The organism is Pseudomonas palleroniana, from assembly GCF_022836895.1.
Classification (GTDB): Bacteria; Pseudomonadota; Gammaproteobacteria; order Pseudomonadales; family Pseudomonadaceae; genus Aquipseudomonas; species Aquipseudomonas palleroniana.
The window spans coordinates 1,893,876-1,907,885 of sequence record NZ_CP092411.1 but is presented as its reverse complement, the minus strand read 5'-3'; the positions used below and the strand labels follow the sequence as shown (position 1 = coordinate 1,907,885).

Genomic DNA, 14,010 nt, shown 5'->3' with positions numbered 1-14,010 from the left:
CTACTTGGTCGCTTTTTTCACCGCATCCTTGGTATCACCGACTGCCTTTTCGACCTGGCCTTTCTTTTCCTGCACGACGCCTTCGGCGCGCAGTTTGTCGTTGCCAGTGACCTTGCCGACGCCTTGCTTGATGTTGCCGACGAGCTCGTCTTTCAAACCTTTTGCCTTGTCCGATGTACTGCTCATGGTATCTCTCCGAAGAACAATCAGGTGTTTTGGGCATTGCAAGAAGATGGACCCGAAGCGGTACGGCAGAGTTTCAATTATTTTTTCGGTGCGCATTTCATCGAAAGCGGCAGGTTTGGCTTTATGTTTTGCGGCCAACCCCTGAGAATGCCCGGCACATTCAGGCTATAACGCTGAATAACAGATCCCGTAGGAAGGTTATGAAACTCAATAAAGCACAGGCCATCGCCCGCCGAAACACCGAACTGGGCGGTGCCGTACTCGGCGTCAACAACTGCCACTTCACCGACCTGGACCGCAAGCGCAACATCTGGTGGTTCGACCTGCCGGTAGGCCGCATTGCCGTGGGCCAGTACGAGTGGATTCACCTGCTGATGCACAACGCCGAGAGCGACCAGTTGCTGCACCTGAAGGTGCCGACGGTATTCCTGCGCGAAAATCTCGAAGGGCTAGTGGTGCGCAACGCCGGCAAGCGCAAGCCGGAGATCACCCTTGAGCTGAGCGCCGACAAAGATTCGTTCCTCAAGGACGTACGCCCGGCGGGTGCGGGTATCAGCTTTGCCGAGTTCGCCCAGTAATGGCTTCGCGCCATTAATCGTACGCAACTAATGAATATCTGAAGTGATCTCGCGACTGTATTAACGCAGTCGCAAGTTCTTCTTGCCTATATATATTTCAAAATGTAAATATAGAGCCCTGCATTTTTTTTGAAAATGGAGATACACGTATATGGAGCGGTATTTGTCATGGATAAGACAACTCAGTCAGCACAGCCAAACACCTCCAACCCTTACCCGTTTTATTGAATCAGCCACCTTATTCAGCCACACCATCGGGTTTGACTTTTTCTCCTACGCAGTGTGTGAAACCACACCTTTCACGCGCCCCAAGATTCATATATTCGGCAATTACCCCCGCGCCTGGCTGGATCGATATAAAGAACAGAACTATGCAGTCATTGATCCGACAATACGCCATTGCAAAGTCTCTTCCGAACCTGTGCTCTGGAGCACAGATTTTTTTGAAGAGTGCCCCCAACTGTGGAAAGATGCCCGGGCCTTTGAGCTAAACATCGGACTTGCCCAACCCTCTTTCAATGCCCGCGGGTATATCGCACTACTTTCCCTGGCCAGAAAAGATAATGCTATCGAAGAGGCAGAGTGGGAAACGCTCAAGCCGTTGATAAAAGCCTTCTCCGAAACGGCGGGTTACCATATCTTCGAATTGGAAGATGCACTGACCAGTACGCTGGATATCGAGTTCGGACAAAAAGAGAAAGAAGTATTGCGGTGGACCGCTGATGGAAAGACCTCTGAAGAAATTGGTCGCATATTAAACGTGACCGCCGACGCGGTGAACTTCCACCTTCGCAACATCCAAAAGAAGATCGGTGCCTGCAATCGGGTTCAAGCGGTCACCTATGCTGTAGCCCAAGGCCACATCTAAGGTATGGCGGCGCAGCTGCCGTCGGCAGCTACGCCAGCGCACCTCTCACACAAACGTATCGATAGCGGCCTGGTCGTACAGCCAACGCACCACGGCGAGCACCTCATCAGTATCAGCCGGCACCGCCAGCACTTCGCCCAACACCACAGCCCCCCCACGCTGCAAGGCACTGATCAGGGCACGCACGGTGCTTAACTGCTGCACTCGCAGCATCGCCCCCGCCGCAAACAGCAACCCTGCCTGTTCATTCAGGACCAGGAGGTACAACGGGCTATCGGCTCTTGCCTGAATCGCCGCTTGCGAAAAATCCACATCCGCCGAGCGCCCCAAGGCGCGGTCACGAATAATGCCGTTGGCGGACAACTTGAGCAGCATCTGGATTTTGCTGTTGTCCCGGATCGTGTCGATAAACTGTGCTACCGGCGCCGGCAGCTCTACGTCGGCCAACGACCCGAACACGCCCGCCGGCACAGGGGCGATAGCGCCCGTCTGCGTACTGGCGGCGTTGGATGCCATCGCGGCTTTGATCGGGTTTTCACAGAAACCCTGCGCCGTACCGTGACTGAACATACCCACCGACACGGTGAGGGTTGTCTCCAGCGCCTCCAGCTTGTTGTAGTGCCACCAACCGGCCGGGATGAAGAAAATCTCACCAGCCTCTACTTCATAAATAGTCGCATCGGCAGCGTAGGGGCTGACATCGATGTGCCCGAAGCACACCCCATTGAGCGCAGACTTTCTTTCCAGGGCCATCTCGTCGAAATACGCCGGCGGCCAGATCATCATGCGTTTGCGGCCATACAACGGAAGCAGAAAGGTATCGCACGAATCGTTATGCAGGCCGATCCAGGTGGAGCGGTAGCGCCCGCCGATAAATACCGCATTAGCCCCGGGATAAGGCATACCGTATCGCTCGATGTAACCGTGGGTGAATGCGCGTAACTTCTTGGCCACGGTACTGGAATGCTTCAGGCAGTAGTCGCGGGTGAAGGTAATGCCCTCGGCGTCATTGAGTGCGGCAAAATCCCGGACGAACTGCTCGAACCCGTCAAATGCCTGGGGAAACCCGGGCACAGACGGTTGCTTGAGCATTTGGCCGTCCGCGTTGACGGTCATGTCGCCTGACTCGACAACATTCCGGGCCAGTTCAAAAACGTCTTCAAGGCTCAGGAGCGGCTCGATCAGGGCGCCCTGCTCAATCACCACCGGTTGCGTTTTGTCTTGGGAGAGACTGACGAAGTGCTCCCAGAAAGCAGCCGGTACCGTCGGCGTATTCTTAGCGTCGCAAAAATGTGCGCGAGTCGTGGCAGTCATCATTCGTCACCTTCAATCCGGGAAAGCATCAGGGTAAAAATCCTTGTAGACGTTTTTGATCTGGTCATCGCTCAGGCCCAGCACACGCACCAGCACTGCACTGAACATGCACGGGACAACGGCCAGGATGATGAGCAAACCCAGGGCCGCCATGGCGTAGCTCACACCCAGCACACCCGAGAACGCCCCGCCGACCAGCGCACCAAAGGGAATGACCAGGCCGGAAACAAACGATGTTGCCGAGCCGATCCGGTTGCGGTAGTTATCAGGCGTGGCCAGCATGCGTACCGTTGACGTGTTGACCGTGACCATGACCAGGCCGACTCCGCCCATGAACAGCAAGGGCACGGTAACGCTGGCGAACCAACCGGGCCGGGCGTGAAAGAACTGGCTGAAAAGCCCGCAGCCCAGCATCGCCAGCCCGACCAGCAGGAACCCGGCAAACACCACGTTGGGCCGGCCCCAGCGTCCGTTGGCACGCTTGACCAGAAACAGGCTGCCGATCAGCAACCCCACTGCAAAAGCCCCTTCCGTCACAGCGATAAGCCACAGGTCCTGGGGGAAATACCGGTTGATCAATACCGGAAACAGCACCGCAAAGAGCGGGTACAACGAAAAGTTGACGACGAAAGCCAGCAGGCTCAGGTTCCACTCCGGCTTGACCCGATACAGGGCGGTAAAGCCTTCACGGGTGCGCGAGTACCAGGCAGCCAGATAAGAAAGCTGGTGCGCACCGGGCACTTGGCTGGCAACAGGCGCCCTGACCATGACGATCAACACCAGCGCCACCAGCACCGCCATCGCATTGAGCCAGAGGGTACCCAGCACGCCCAGCGGCCCCAGCAAAATGCCGGCGGCCAGTGGCCCCATCAATGCAGACGATGAGCCGACGATGCTTCTCAGGCGCACTGCATCGCTGACCCTGTGAGTGGCGACCAATGCGGGGGTCAGGCTCATCTGGATCGGATCACGGATACCGATGGCCACGCCGGAGATGGCCAGGCAACCCGCGATCAACCACGGCAGATACAGGTCCAACGTACCGAGAGCCGCCAGTACCAGCGTGGTTGCAGTGCTGATGGCATAACAGCCAACCAGCAGGCGATGGCGATCATATTGATCGCCCAGCCAGCCAAACAAAGCGCGCGACAACACATCCGCGAGCGTGGCAACCGCGACAAAGCCTGCAAAAGTGAGCGGGTTCGCGGTCTTGCCCAGCACCCACCAGGCGATCGCAAACTGCCCACAACGGGTGCCCACCGCGTTGAGGAACGCAGCCCATTGGATCAAATAGAAATCGCGCCCCAAGCCATTGAGGGACGAACCGCTCATTGCACCGCCCCATCACGGCTCAAGCGCTCCCGGCAACCGGCAGCCATGTAGGCATCCAGCCCACCGGTCAAACTGCGGCATTGCCCGTCACCAACGATGGCGTTGAGGGCGTGCAGCGCTTTCATACTGCGCACACCACTCTTGCAATAGATCACCGTTTCGATGGCCGGCTCCGCCTGAGTCAGGCGCTGTGAGAACTGGCTCAAGGGAATGTTGATGCCTCCCAGGGAAAGCGCCAGGTGCTCGTGCTCGTCTCGCACATCGATCAATTGCAAAGGAACGTCACTGCGCAGCCGTTGCTCCAGTGCCAGGGCAGAAATGGCATACCGCTCGCCGACGGCCACCGCGCAGCTGGCTTCGATGGCCTGGGGCTGGTGGATCAGTGGTCGCTCGCCGCTCAAGGGGTTGCTCGCCCGATGACGCACCGAGACTTGGCGCAAATGCAGGCCCAACGCATCGAACAACATCAAGCGGTTGGCTGAAGGCTCGCCCACCTCGACCAGAATCTTGATTGCCTCCAGTGCCTGGATTGAGCCGAGAATGCCCGGCAGAACCCCCAACACACCCGCCTCGCCGCAATTTTGTGCCAGGCCGGCCGGAGGTGGCTCGGGGAAAATATCGCGCAGGTTGGTTGAGCGTCGACCCTCGGCATCCAGCAGGTTGAACACCCCGACCTGCCCCTCGAACTGGCTGATGGAGGCATAAACCAGGGGTTTGCCGGCAAGGTAGCAAGCATCGTTGAGCAGATACTTGGTGGTGAAGTTATCCGTGGCATCGACAATCACGTCGTAGTCTTGCACGTAGGCCAACACGTTGCTTTGGCTGAGCCGCTCGGCGTAGTGGCGGATGTCGATGTGCGGGTTGTTATCGAGAAGCTTCTGTCGAGCGACGGCCCCTTTGGGCGCGCCGATATCGCCGACGCCGAACAACAACTGCCGATGCAAGTTGCTGACGTCTACGGTGTCATCTTCCACGATGCCGAGATGGCCGACACCCGCGGCCGCCAGGTACATCAACGCCGGGCAGCCAAGCCCACCCGCGCCCACCACCAGCACCTTGCCAGCCTTGAGCCGCGCCTGGCCTTCGGGGCCAAAGCCCTTGACCAGGAAATGCCGCGCGTAGTGAGCCTGTTCGTCCTGACTGAAGCGTGCTTGGTTCATATCAGCCTCCAGCCACGGCGCTGATGATCAGTGCTGTGGAATGAGCGTTCAGGGGAATCTCACTCCACTGTTCTTCATCGGCGTAAGGAATGTCATCGATCACCAGGCTGATAAACGGCTTGAGGCGGTAATCGCCCTCAACGATGGCGCTGTACAACAGGGGCTCGTCGACACGCAGCCCCTCCATCAGTTGCAGGGCATTGGCGCAGGGTAACGCCCAGGTTTTGCGACCATTGGTCAGGTCTGCGAACTGGCTGGCAATAATGATTTGGGGCATGGCTGGTTTCCTTGCGGGTACACAATCAGATCGTGATGGCAGTCGGTCAGTGCGTTGAACACTAATCGCCCCATCGGCGTGAAATACGGGCGTTCGGCAGCAGTCTCCAGGCAACCGGCCACATAGCGTTGCAGGTACACCTGGCGTTTGGTGTCCGGCGTCGAAGGGTGCAAACAGCGGTAATACTTCAAGGCGGCGGCGGCAAAATGTGCGGCCGCCATCACCCCCCGCAATGTCTTGCCAGGCGTGCCCGAGGGCAGCACATAGTCCCTGGGCGCTTGCGACGTTTGCAGGTCATAGACCTCCATCACGAAGTTGAGCCAGATATGCGCGTGCTCATGCACGAGGGTCTCTTCCAGCGGAATGGCCGAATCGAAGGCTTGCTCGCCCAGGTAAATGGTTTGGGGAATCAATGCGCTGGTGGAACTGCTCATGCGTTGCAACAGCTTGCGGTAACGAATGGGGATGTTGAAAAAACCACGCCAGGTAGGGCTCACTTCGCAGATTCGGGCCGTGGCCGTATAGATTTCCTGTTGCTCCAAAGCCGAACATTCCGTCGAGTCGAACTCCTCGACCTGGCTAGTGGCCAAACGCTTGAACAGCGCACGCGCATTGCCCGGCTCCAGATAATCGGTCAAAGCGCCATGGGCCTGCGGAGCTGCGTTACGCCGGCTGCAGGCGACGGCAGTCAACAGCGTCGCCGGTCGCACAGCCTCATCAATAAAAGGCAGGCCGCCAATCGTCTGGAAAAAAGTGCTTGGGGTCATCAGCCGTCAACCCGCCGATTCGGCGTGCCAGCACCGAGACGTGAGAAAGCCTTGCAGATCCTGGCTCTTGACCCGGAATTCGTTGAAACCAGCCAACGCCTCATCCACTGCCTGGCGCGTCATTTGATCGGTGGCCAGTAACAGCTTTTTCAGTCGGGACAAGGTTCGCTCGGCGTACCAGCGTTCCTTCAGATCCTGGATGATGGCCTGCGCGTGATGCGCAGAAATTTTCTGCTGGTTTTGCAACGCACTGACAAACCCACGCAGATGGATCAGCGGTTCGGACATCGCGCGATACGGCGCATCAATTTCATGCACCAGCGTGACTTCATCGTCGTCGAACTCCGGATCATCGCGATAGTGTCCATAGACAACCCCGTAGCCTTGCATGCCAAGAAGGCGCATTTCGCCCGCCCTGATCGCCCCCATGGATGCCAAGCCCCATACTTTCCAGCCCCGCTGGATGGCATGGCGGATCTCGATATGCCCCACGGAAGGGAAGCTGTGGAACGTACCATCCACAATGGCGATACAGCCCGGCTGCGGGTACTGCGCAACCAGTGTCTGTATGTCGCCGCGCCTGGCGGGCGCATGCACTACCACCTCACTCTGCCCGGCCAGGGCCTGCTCCATTCCGGATGCCGTTGGCCCTACGAATAAATGCAGCTTCATGCTTGCTCCTACCCTAGCGTGCGATATAGCGCGACAGGCGAGGACCTGCACGCTTGAGTGCCGGCTGGAACGACTCCATGCCTGGGATAACGATCTTGACCACCGCCAACGGTGAATCATTTTTACTCAGCACCACCCGCAGAACCTGACTAAACCCCGCGTCGCGCAGACGCTGGAGCAAACATTCCAGCGCTGAATCAATGCTGTGGATCTGCGCGTTGGCGTCCTCGATGTCGGAGTAGGCAATGGCCTGGCGCGTGTCGTTGACGTGGCCGCGCAAGCGCGCAACGGCGTCGAGCTCGGCCTGGCGATCACTGGCGCTGAAGTACTTGAAACGCTCGATCAGGTCATCCCGGCCACCGTGGATATAGGAAAGCCGCGACTGCGCGGCTTCGGCGAGCCCCCGGACGGCCGCAATATCACGGCACAAATGCAGGCCCGAACCACAGGAGATCGCAATGGGCGCATCGTCGGACGGCTCCATGATGAACCCCTGCACATACGGCAGCCCGATCACGCTGGGGGTATAGCGCACAACGGCGCTCAGCCCGGCGGCCTCAACCCTGGCGAACAACGGGTCAAGGGTTTCGACCGGACAATCGCGCAAGACGTGCCGCGAGGTGTCTTTCATGAAATTGAAGGCTTGCACGTCGCGCTCGACGATTTCAGCGATGCCATGCACGCTGGCCTCATCCACGGTGTTGCCGGAACTGAGGCCGTTGGTGCTGGTGCCAAAAATACGCTGGTACTGATTTTCGCTGAATGGCGAAAAGATCAGCTCGGCCGGTACTGCGAATGTTTGCCCGGTGGCAATATCCTGCGCATGGACACAGGCCAATGGCCCGTCAGGGTCGATCGGCGCCCCGAGGATCGGGCAAAAATCAACGAAATCGTAGGCAAAGCCGGCTTGAGCCGCGACCTTGCGGGGTGTTGAGACAAAAACCTCGATGTTTCGATTACGGTATTCGGCGATCGCAAACTCGATGGCTTCCATGTAGGCACCGACTCGCGCCTCTTCCATGCGCATGCCCTTACCGGCACTGACACAGAGCGAGCCCTCAACGGCATCGGGACGAATACTGGCAAACACCGGAATACCAATCTTATCCAGCCAAGTGGTATTGGTGACCCGCGTAATACCAAACTCCAGGGCAAGTTTCCTGGCATGGCCCAACGTGTCGGACAATGATGCCTTGCGCAAACTTGAAGTCATGCGATACATAAAGTGGCCCGTTGAATTCCTGATCGCTAGTTGCGTGCTATTCGATCAGCCGAATAGCACGCAGTGTATTACTTAGCGGTATCTTCAATATCAGCGGAGATATTGTTGTTTGATTCGTGAATAACGAAGCCAGCGCGCATTTGGCCTTCATCGTTCAGGATGTCGGCAAAGGCATCTACAGCAGAAGCGTCGAGTGCGAAAGTTTCGTTAGTTGCGTTATTCATGGTTATTTCCTCGAATAATAGAATGCCGTTATCGGCTATCACTTTTCGGGGGCTGACGCATTCGAAAAACCAATGCGACATTGTGTCGCCCCTAAAACAGCCCTGAGAGTTTTAGAGCACTCGACGACGACGCTCAACTACAAGATTTGGTAGGTCCATCGGTGTAAATTTCTTCAAGGAGGGACGCAAGTCCAGCAGGGCTGGCGGCTAATCGGAAAACATGAAACTTTTGTCACTTGGGTTGGGAGGGCTAAAAAACCCTTTATTTATGTTTTTTCCACAGTGGTGGCTATATGCAACTAACGAAAACAAGCAGCACATTAAACAGCACCCAATAAAAAACCCGTACTTCATCGAAGTACGGGTCTGTTGAAGCCGCTGGAGAGCTTACTTTTTGAGGCCGAGTTTCTTCAGCTCTTCATCGCGCAATTCACGGCGCAGGATCTTGCCCACGTTGGTGGTCGGCAACGCATCGCGGAACTCGACGGCCTTGGGCACCTTGTAGCCGGTGACGTTGGCGCGCATATGCTCCATCACCTGGTCCTTGGTCAGGGTGGCCCCTGGCTTGACCACGATGAAGATCTTGATGTGTTCCCCGGACTTCTCGTCCGGCACGCCGATGGCCGCGCATTGCAGCACGCCCGGCAGGGCTGCCAGCACGTCTTCCAGCTCATTGGGGTAGACGTTGAAACCGGAGACCAGAATCATGTCCTTCTTGCGGTCCACAATGCGCATGTAGCCGTCCGGCTGGATGATCGCGATGTCACCGGTCTTCAGCCAGCCTTCGCTGTCGAGGATCTCGGCGGTGGCGTCTTCGCGCTGCCAATACCCCTTCATCACCTGCGGGCCTTTGATGCACAGCTCGCCGGTTTCGCCCAGCGGCAACTCGGCGCCGTCGTCGGCGATGACTTTGCATACCGTCGACGGTACCGGAATACCGATGGTCCCGATCTGAATGCTCTGGCTCGGGTTGACCGTGGCCACCGGGCTGGTTTCGGTCATGCCATAGCCTTCGCAGATGTTGCAGCCGGTGACGGCCTTCCAACGTTCGGCGGCGGCGAGCTGCAAGGCCATGCCGCCCGACAGGGTGACTTTGAGTGCAGAGAAGTCCAGCTTGCGGAAGCCTTCGTTATTGCACAGCGCCACGAACAAGGTATTCAGCCCGACAAAACCGCTGAACTTCCACTTCGACAGTTCCTTGACCATCGCCGGCAGGTCGCGTGGGTTGCTGATCAGGATGTTGTGGTTGCCGATCAACATCATCGCCATGCAATGAAAGGTGAACGCGTAGATGTGGTACAGCGGCAGCGGCGTGATCAGGATCTCGCAACCCTCGTTGAGGTTGGAGCCCATCAGCGCCTTGCACTGCAGCATGTTGGCGACCAGGTTACGATGGGTCAGCATCGCGCCCTTGGCCACGCCGGTGGTGCCGCCGGTGTACTGCAGAACGGCCACATCGCCACTGGCCGGGCTGACGTCGTTGACCGGTTGCCCCTGCCCCTTGGCCAGCACGTCGTTGAACTTGATCGCCTTGGGCAAGTGATAGGCCGGGACCATTTTCTTCACGTACTTGATGACGCTGTTGATCAGCAGGCGCTTGAACGGCGACAACAGGTCAGCGACTTCAGTGACGATCACGTGCTTGACGGAGGTCTTGGGTACGACCTTTTCCGCCAGGTGCGCCATGTTGGCCAGGCAGACCAGGGCCTTGGCCCCGGAATCATTGAATTGGTGTTCCATTTCCCGCGCGGTGTACAGCGGGTTGGTGTTGACCACGATCAGGCCGGCGCGGATGGCGCCGAATACCGCGACCGGGTATTGCAGGACGTTGGGCAGTTGCACGGCGATTCGGTCGCCAGGCTTCAAGTCGGTGTGCTGTTGCAGGTAGGCGGCAAAGGCGCCGGACAATTCGTACAGTTCACCGTACGTGATCGTCTTGCCCAGGTTGCTGAAAGCCGGTTTGTTGGCGAAGCGCTGGCAGGACTGTTTCAGTACCGCCTGAATATTCTGATACTCGTCTGGATTGATTTGTGCAGCAATCCCGGCGGGGTACTTATCCTTCCAAAAGTCTTCGTTCATGGAAGCCCACTCCTCAGCGACGCGAATTCATCATCGCATTTGATGCGATTATTATTGGTGTATGTTTTTTTAGGTGAGTCTGGCGCTTTCAAGCAGGCCGAGAAGTCACAAAGCGCGCCGAGAGTAGCAGCTTTGCCAAGGGCCGCCTAGAGCCAAAAGAGAGCCCTACAGTCATAAACACGACTGTCCTACAATATTTGGTCACACTTGAAATAGTCACCGAATAACCGGGAGAAAGGCTCTGGAATAAGCTTTTCAGGGAAAATTAAAACAATGTGGGAGGGGGCTTGCTGTGGCGAGGGAGCTTGCTCCCGTTGACTGCGCAGCAGTCTCCGGCTGTATGGAGCCGCTTCGCCCCCCAGCGCAAGCAAGCTTGCTCGCCACAGCAAGCCCCCTCCCACATAGAGCTCATTTCAAATCAGGCGATATCGCGAAGCTCGCGCCGCAAGATCTTGCCCACCGGCGTCATCGGCAACGAGTCGCGCAGCACGATATGCTTGGGCACCTTGTACCCCGTGAAGTTGTTCTTGCAGTACGCCTTCAGCTCTTCAAGGCTAACCCCCTGGGCACGTGCCACCACGAACAGTTTCACGGCCTCCCCAGTACGCTCATCCGGCACGCCGATCACCGCACAGTTGGCCACCGCAGGGTGCGCCATCACCACGTCTTCGATCTCGTTGGGGTAGACGTTGAAACCCGAGACGATAATCAGGTCTTTCTTGCGGTCGACAATGCTGACGAAACCATCGGTGTCGATCACCGCAATGTCGCCGGTCTTGAGCCAGCCCTCGGCGTCCAGGGTCTCGGCAGTGGCTACCGGCTGTTGCCAGTAGCCTTTCATGACCTGCGGGCCCTTGATGCACAACTCGCCCCGCTCGCCCAATGGCAACTCATGGCCGTCATCGTCTATGACCTTCATGGCGGTGCCCGGCACCGGGATCCCCACGGTGCCCAGCCGCGAAAGGCTGCCGTAAGGGTTGGTGCTCGCCACGGGTGAGGTTTCGGTCAGGCCGTAACCTTCGCCGATGGAGCACCCGGTGAGCGCCTTCCAGCGCTCGGCCGTGGCCTTGACCAGGGCGGTGCCGCCGGAGTTGGTGATCTTCAGGTGGGAGAAGTCCAAGGTCTTGAAATCCGGGTGGTCCATCAGTGCGACAAACAGCGTGTTGAGCCCCAGCAGGCAGGAGAATCGCCACTTCTTCAATTCCTTGATGAAGCCGCCGATATCCCGCGGGTTGGTGATCAACACGTTGTGGTTGCCGGTCACCATCATGCACATGCAGTTCGCCGTGAAGGCGTAGATATGGTAGAGCGGCAGCGGCGCGATCATCACTTCCTGCCCTTCCTTCACCAGCGGCTGCCCGTCATCGGTGACCTGGGACATGCAGGCCCGCACCTGTTGCATGTTCGCCACCAGGTTGCCGTGGGTAAGCATCGCGCCCTTGGCCAGGCCGGTGGTGCCGCCGGTGTATTGCAGCACCGCGATGTCATCCAGGCTCACCGGGTGACGCGTCACGCCCAGGCCCGCGCCCATGCGCAAAGCGCGCTTGAAGGACACGGCCCGAGGCAGGTTGTAGGCCGGGACCATCTTCTTGACCTTATCGACCACGGTATTGACCAGCCAGCCTTTGGCGGCGGGCATGAAGTCGCCCATTTTGGCTTCAATCAGGTAATCGATCTCGGTGTCGCTGCACACCTCCTGCACGCGCGAGCCGAACAGGTTGAGGTAGACCAGCGCACGCACGCCGGCATCCTTGAACTGGTGGCGCATCTCGCGTGGGGTGTACAACGGGTTGGTGTTGACCACGATCAGCCCGGCGCGCAATGCACCGAACACAGCGATGGGGTAATGCAGCACGTTGGGCATCTGCACCGCGATGCGCTCGCCCGGCTTGAGGTCGGTATGCTGCTGCAGGTAACCGGCGAACGCCGCGCTCTGGCGCTCAAGCTCGGCGTAGGTCAGGGTAATGCCCATGTTGCTGAATGCCGGACGGTCGGCAAAGGCCTTGCAGGAACGCTCGAAGACTTCGATCACCGACTTGTAGCTGGTGAGGTCGATATCATTGGAAACGCCCGCCGCGCGTTTGTCATTCCAGAAATCAGGTTGCATTATTCTTGTCCCCTTACCTGAGTATGTCCGGCCGCTGTAGCGATCACTGCAGTGATGAAAAAGCAGGCTGCTATAAAAAGCGGAGCTTTGGGGACGTTAGCAGCTATGGCCAACCAGGCAAATACGCCAAACCGTTTCATTGATTGTATGAATCTTGTCTCTGAGGCGTAGGCAGATGTCCGGCCCTCGGCGAATGAGCTATACATTGCATCGACCCCGAGCAAAGGAAGCGCCATGAACCACTGCACCTTCTGGCTGACCGCGAATGACCACAGCCGCCTGTACGTCAATCAATGGCTGCCGGACCGCCCTGCCCGGGCCATCATCATGCTGTCCCATGGCATGGCCGAGCACAGTGGTCGCTACGCACGCCTGGCCCAGGCCCTGTGCGCAGCCGGTTACGGGCTGTATGCGCCGGACCAGCGTGGCCATGGCCGTACGGCGGATGAAGGCACCCTGGGGTTGTACGCCGAGCATGACGGTTGGAACAAAGTCGTCGGCGATCTGGCCAGTCTCAACCAGCACATCGCCCTTCAACAGCCGGGGCTGCCGATCATTCTGCTGGGTCACAGTATGGGCAGCTATATCGCCCAGGCCTACCTGTTGCACCACAGCGCCAGCCTGGATGGGGCGATTCTCAGCGGGTCGAATTTCCAGCCCGTGGCGTTGTACCGTGCCGCCAGGGTGATCGCACGCATCGAGCGCGCGCGCCAGGGTTTGCGCGGGCGCAGCGCACTGATCGACTTTTTATCGTTCGGCTCATTCAACAAGGCATTCAAGCCCAACCGTACGGTGTTTGACTGGCTCAGCCGTGATCCGGATGAAGTGGACAAGTACGTCAACGACCCGCTGTGCGGTTTCCGTTGCACCAACCAATTGTGGATCGACCTGCTGGGCGGCTTGCAGCAAATCAGCAAAGCGTCCAATCTCGCCCAGATCGATCCGGGCCTGCCGATTCTGGTAATAGGTGGCGAATGTGATCCGGTGAGCGAGGGCAAGCGTCTCAAAAGCCTGGCCCGTGCCCTGCGTGAGGCCGGCTGCCAGCACCTGCAATTGAATATCTACCCGCAGGCGCGTCACGAAGTATTCAATGAAACCAACCGCGATGAAGTCACCGCGGATGTGCTGACGTGGCTCGAACAGGCGCTGACTTTACGCCGGCCGACCCGCTGCGAGTAACTTCTTGATAAGTCGTTTAAAATCAGCCAATTAATTTACCGATTA

The 14,010-nt window shown here is 58.1% G+C and carries 14 protein-coding genes; 3 read left to right on the top strand and 11 right to left on the bottom strand.

Annotated features, from left to right (window positions below):
• Positions 1–186, bottom strand: coding sequence for a CsbD family protein (locus tag MJP36_RS08670; RefSeq protein WP_060754107.1), 186 nt, complete (start codon positions 184–186; stop codon positions 1–3).
• A 200-nt stretch (positions 187–386) separates the two neighbouring features.
• On the opposite strand from MJP36_RS08670, the gene MJP36_RS08665 reads away from it, so the two are divergent.
• Positions 387–764, top strand: coding sequence for a hypothetical protein (locus MJP36_RS08665; RefSeq protein ID WP_060754108.1), 378 nt, complete (start codon positions 387–389; stop codon positions 762–764).
• 151 nt (positions 765–915) lie between these two features.
• Complete coding sequence (locus MJP36_RS08660; protein WP_081086994.1) at positions 916–1,632, top strand: autoinducer binding domain-containing protein; 717 nt, start codon at positions 916–918, stop codon at positions 1,630–1,632.
• Between the two features lie 45 nt (positions 1,633–1,677).
• Here the strand turns inward: MJP36_RS08660 and MJP36_RS08655 are convergent, their stop codons facing one another.
• The 10 genes from MJP36_RS08655 to fadD2 form a co-directional block, all read right to left on the bottom strand.
• On the bottom strand, positions 1,678–2,946 hold the full coding sequence (locus tag MJP36_RS08655) for a cupin-like domain-containing protein (protein WP_158510686.1): 1,269 nt from the start codon (positions 2,944–2,946) through the stop codon (positions 1,678–1,680).
• 12 nt (positions 2,947–2,958) lie between these two features.
• Positions 2,959–4,278: an MFS transporter gene (locus tag MJP36_RS08650; RefSeq protein WP_060754110.1), complete on the bottom strand. Its 1,320-nt coding sequence runs from the start codon at positions 4,276–4,278 to the stop codon at positions 2,959–2,961.
• The gene (locus tag MJP36_RS08645) at positions 4,275–5,438 is read right to left on the bottom strand and encodes a ThiF family adenylyltransferase (protein WP_244385184.1); all 1,164 of its coding nucleotides are present in this window, start codon (positions 5,436–5,438) and stop codon (positions 4,275–4,277) included. Before MJP36_RS08645 ends, MJP36_RS08650 begins: the two co-directional genes overlap by 4 nt.
• A 1-nt stretch (position 5,439) precedes the next feature.
• The gene (locus tag MJP36_RS08640; protein WP_060754112.1) at positions 5,440–5,715 is read right to left on the bottom strand and encodes a MoaD/ThiS family protein; all 276 of its coding nucleotides are present in this window, start codon (positions 5,713–5,715) and stop codon (positions 5,440–5,442) included.
• Positions 5,676–6,482, bottom strand: a complete 807-nt coding sequence (locus tag MJP36_RS08635) for an aKG-HExxH-type peptide beta-hydroxylase (RefSeq protein WP_244385183.1) — start codon at positions 6,480–6,482, stop codon at positions 5,676–5,678. Before MJP36_RS08635 ends, MJP36_RS08640 begins: the two co-directional genes overlap by 40 nt.
• A gap of 6 nt (positions 6,483–6,488) precedes the next feature.
• Positions 6,489–7,154: a TfuA-like protein gene (locus MJP36_RS08630; RefSeq protein ID WP_158510687.1), complete on the bottom strand. Its 666-nt coding sequence runs from the start codon at positions 7,152–7,154 to the stop codon at positions 6,489–6,491.
• A gap of 13 nt (positions 7,155–7,167) precedes the next feature.
• On the bottom strand, positions 7,168–8,367 hold the full coding sequence (locus tag MJP36_RS08625) for a YcaO-like family protein (RefSeq protein ID WP_199777928.1): 1,200 nt from the start codon (positions 8,365–8,367) through the stop codon (positions 7,168–7,170).
• 77 nt (positions 8,368–8,444) lie between these two features.
• Positions 8,445–8,600, bottom strand: a complete 156-nt coding sequence (locus MJP36_RS08620) for a hypothetical protein (RefSeq protein WP_158510688.1) — start codon at positions 8,598–8,600, stop codon at positions 8,445–8,447.
• 387 nt (positions 8,601–8,987) lie between these two features.
• Positions 8,988–10,679 carry a long-chain-fatty-acid--CoA ligase FadD1 gene (fadD1, locus tag MJP36_RS08615; RefSeq protein ID WP_090368953.1) on the bottom strand — a complete coding sequence of 564 codons (1,692 nt, stop codon included), beginning with the start codon at positions 10,677–10,679 and terminating at the stop codon, positions 8,988–8,990.
• Between the two features lie 418 nt (positions 10,680–11,097).
• A complete protein-coding gene (gene fadD2 / locus MJP36_RS08610) occupies positions 11,098–12,786 on the bottom strand; it encodes a long-chain-fatty-acid--CoA ligase FadD2 (RefSeq protein ID WP_244385182.1) in 1,689 nt (562 codons plus the stop codon).
• Between the two features lie 234 nt (positions 12,787–13,020).
• Here fadD2 and MJP36_RS08605 point away from each other — a divergent pair, with 234 nt between their 5' ends.
• Positions 13,021–13,965: an alpha/beta hydrolase gene (locus MJP36_RS08605; protein WP_244385181.1), complete on the top strand. Its 945-nt coding sequence runs from the start codon at positions 13,021–13,023 to the stop codon at positions 13,963–13,965.
• The last annotated feature ends 45 nt before the right edge of the window (positions 13,966–14,010 follow it).

Coding starts and splice junctions, on each gene's coding strand:
- MJP36_RS08630 (WP_158510687.1), bottom strand. CDS start 7,154: ATGAAGCTGCATTTATTCGTAGGGCCAACGGCATCCGGAATGGAGCAG.
- MJP36_RS08625 (WP_199777928.1), bottom strand. CDS start 8,367: ATGACTTCAAGTTTGCGCAAGGCATCATTGTCCGACACGTTGGGCCAT.
- MJP36_RS08620 (WP_158510688.1), bottom strand. CDS start 8,600: ATGAATAACGCAACTAACGAAACTTTCGCACTCGACGCTTCTGCTGTA.
- MJP36_RS08655 (WP_158510686.1), bottom strand. CDS start 2,946: ATGACTGCCACGACTCGCGCACATTTTTGCGACGCTAAGAATACGCCG.
- MJP36_RS08650 (WP_060754110.1), bottom strand. CDS start 4,278: ATGAGCGGTTCGTCCCTCAATGGCTTGGGGCGCGATTTCTATTTGATC.
- MJP36_RS08660 (WP_081086994.1), top strand. CDS start 916: ATGGAGCGGTATTTGTCATGGATAAGACAACTCAGTCAGCACAGCCAA.
- MJP36_RS08645 (WP_244385184.1), bottom strand. CDS start 5,438: ATGAACCAAGCACGCTTCAGTCAGGACGAACAGGCTCACTACGCGCGG.
- fadD1 (WP_090368953.1), bottom strand. CDS start 10,679: ATGAACGAAGACTTTTGGAAGGATAAGTACCCCGCCGGGATTGCTGCA.
- MJP36_RS08605 (WP_244385181.1), top strand. CDS start 13,021: ATGAACCACTGCACCTTCTGGCTGACCGCGAATGACCACAGCCGCCTG.
- MJP36_RS08640 (WP_060754112.1), bottom strand. CDS start 5,715: ATGCCCCAAATCATTATTGCCAGCCAGTTCGCAGACCTGACCAATGGT.
- MJP36_RS08670 (WP_060754107.1), bottom strand. CDS start 186: ATGAGCAGTACATCGGACAAGGCAAAAGGTTTGAAAGACGAGCTCGTC.
- MJP36_RS08665 (WP_060754108.1), top strand. CDS start 387: ATGAAACTCAATAAAGCACAGGCCATCGCCCGCCGAAACACCGAACTG.
- MJP36_RS08635 (WP_244385183.1), bottom strand. CDS start 6,482: ATGACCCCAAGCACTTTTTTCCAGACGATTGGCGGCCTGCCTTTTATT.
- fadD2 (WP_244385182.1), bottom strand. CDS start 12,786: ATGCAACCTGATTTCTGGAATGACAAACGCGCGGCGGGCGTTTCCAAT.